Origin of the sequence: Protofrankia symbiont of Coriaria ruscifolia (assembly GCF_900634745.1) — a bacterium.
GTDB lineage: Bacteria > Actinomycetota > Actinomycetes > Frankiales > Frankiaceae > Protofrankia > Protofrankia californiensis.
Window position 1 is genome coordinate 1 of the sequence record NZ_CAAAFR010000011.1, and the last position, 2353, is coordinate 2353.

Below are 2353 nucleotides of genomic sequence, written 5' to 3' on the forward strand. Positions count from 1 at the left end.
CGGACGGCACATCGACGCATCCACCCACCATGCCTGGCCGGTCGCCGAGACGGCGGACCGCACCAACGCAACAGACCCGTTCCACCTCCTTCGCGGTGTCACCGCGAAGGAGGTGGAGCAGCACCCCGAAGGCGTTGCGCGTCAGGGTGTAGAGCAGGGACTACACCATGACCATTCAGCCTGCCCGACGCGGCCCCCGCCCTGCAGGCAAACGCGCAGGTCACCACCCAAATCGGGGTTCTGGAGCCCCACAGGTCGGCCATCGGCTGCATCGACTTGCGCCGGCCCTCGCCCAGCAGTCCTCGCACGTGCAGTTCTCCGGTGGCCCGCTGGTCCTTGCGCGCCAGGCTGGCGAGCATCTGCCCGGTGAACTCCAGCAGCCGGGGTTGCATCTGGTGGGTCTGTCCCGTCTTCTCCCTATCCGCACCAGCCGAGATCCAATCAACCTAACGAAGTACTACTAGATGGAGTTTCCTAGCTATTTCGATCTTTGCTACGGTTTTCGCCGGTCACAGCAGATGTTGATATTGTTGGACTGTATTACCTAAGTCCGGGGTGCCCACCGGTGAGGCCGAAGGTGTCGGCGAGGTGGTTCTGGGGGCGCTGTTGCATTCGCGTGCACCGGCGGATCCTGGCTGCAAGTCTTCCGGCGCCGAGACTCATCAACGCGGCTCCGGGCGGCCGGTAGCCTCACTGATCGGGGCACATGAGCGCGTCTGACGGGAAGATCTGCAGTGAAGATCAACTGTGATCGACGAATGCAACAGTGCCTGCTCAGGCCACCTTCTCGTAGAGGGTGACCACGGCGGCGCCGCCGAGGCCGATGTTGTGCTGCAGCGCCACGTTCACGCCCTCCACCTGGCGCTTGTCGGCCTCGCCGCGCAGCTGCCACACCAGCTCCGCGCACTGCGCCAACCCGGTCGCGCCCAGCGGGTGTCCCTTGGACAGCAGCCCACCCGACGGGTTGGTCACCACGCGGCCGCCGTAGGTGTTGTCGCCGTCGGCGATGAACTTCTCCGCCGTGCCCTCTGGGGTCAGCCCCAGCGCCTCGTAGCAAATCAGCTCGTTCACGGTGAAGCAGTCGTGCAGCTCCACCACGCGGACATCGTGCGGGTCCACCCCGGCCGCCTCGTACACCTGCCCCACGGCGGACCTGGTCATGTCGTAACCGACCAGGCGCATCAGGTCCCCGTCGAACGACGACGGGGTATCCGTGCTCATCGCCTGCGCGGTGATCGCCACGTCGGCGCGCAGCCCGTTGGCGCGCGCGAAATCCTCGGAAACGACCACCGCGGCGGCCGCGCCGCAGGTGGGCGGGCAGCACTGCAGCCGGGTCAGCGGACCGAAGATCCGCGGTGAGGCAAGAACCTCCTCCACGGTCACCGGATCGGTGAACACCGCATACGGGTTGTTCGCCGCGTGCCTGCGCGACTTCACCGAGATCTGGGCGAACACCGACGGGTCCATCCCGTACTTCTCGCAGTAGGCCGCGCCCGCACCGCCGAAGTACCGCGGCGCGAACGGCACACCCTCGACCTCGCCCTGCACCTTGGTGAGCACCTCGTCAAACCGGCCGAAGGCGCTGGGCCGGTCGTCCCACTGCATCTTCAGCGCGCCGCGCTGCATCTGCTCGAACCCGAACGCCAGCACGCAGTCCGCAGCCCCGGAGGCCACCGCCTGACGCGCCAGGAACAGCGCCGACGACCCGCTCGAGCAGTTGTTGTTCACGTTCACCACCGGCACCCCGGTCATCCCCACCCGGTACAGCGCGTTCTGCCCGCTCGTCGAGTCGCCGTACACATAGCCGGCGTACGCCTGCTGGACCGCCGCCAGGTCGATCCCGGCATCGGCCAGGGCCGCCTTCACCGCCCCCTCGGCCAGCACGTCGTAGCTGTCACTCCTGCTCGGCGTCGCGAACGGCACCATGCCGACGCCCGCCACCGTGACCCGATCGCCCATCATCACTCCCGAGACTATTAGTTGTTCACTTAATACTGTGAACACCACGGTAAGGCAAGCTAAGAGGGTCATTGTGATGTGCGGCATACTTGCTATGATTCACAAGGTGGAGCGACGTGGAGGTACCACAGCCTGTGGTCGCGCCGCCCACGGCTCACCGACAGGAGGTGGCGTTCTTCGACTCCGACAACACCCTGATCGACTCGTACTCCGCGCTGGCCTTCTACCGGCACCGGCTCGGCCGCTTCGAGATCGGCCCGGTCAAGGCCGCGCAACTCCTGTCAGTGGGCCTGCGCGGCGACGTTTGAACAGCCGTACGCAGCCAGCGGAACGCGATCGGCCTTCCCGGAAGATGGGCAGCCTGACCCGACCCGGCAAACGTTCGCGGTCAGCG

2 protein-coding genes and 1 pseudogene are annotated in these 2353 nt (G+C 66.4%); 1 reads left to right on the top strand and 2 read right to left on the bottom strand.

Annotation, left to right across the window (positions count from 1 at the left end; all coding sequences use genetic code 11):
- Nucleotides 1-254: 254 nt before the first annotated feature.
- A pseudogene (locus CV1CTNOD_RS26065) lies at nucleotides 255-392 on the bottom strand (IS701 family transposase); the annotation flags it as partial.
- A gap of 382 nt (nucleotides 393-774) precedes the next feature.
- Complete coding sequence (locus tag CV1CTNOD_RS01020; RefSeq protein WP_131784337.1) at nucleotides 775-1959, bottom strand: lipid-transfer protein; 1185 nt, start codon at nucleotides 1957-1959, stop codon at nucleotides 775-777.
- A gap of 116 nt (nucleotides 1960-2075) precedes the next feature.
- Between CV1CTNOD_RS01020 and CV1CTNOD_RS01025 the strand changes: the two genes are divergently transcribed.
- Nucleotides 2076-2267: a hypothetical protein gene (locus CV1CTNOD_RS01025; RefSeq protein ID WP_131784338.1), complete on the top strand. Its 192-nt coding sequence runs from the start codon at nucleotides 2076-2078 to the stop codon at nucleotides 2265-2267.
- Nucleotides 2268-2353: the final 86 nt, after the last annotated feature.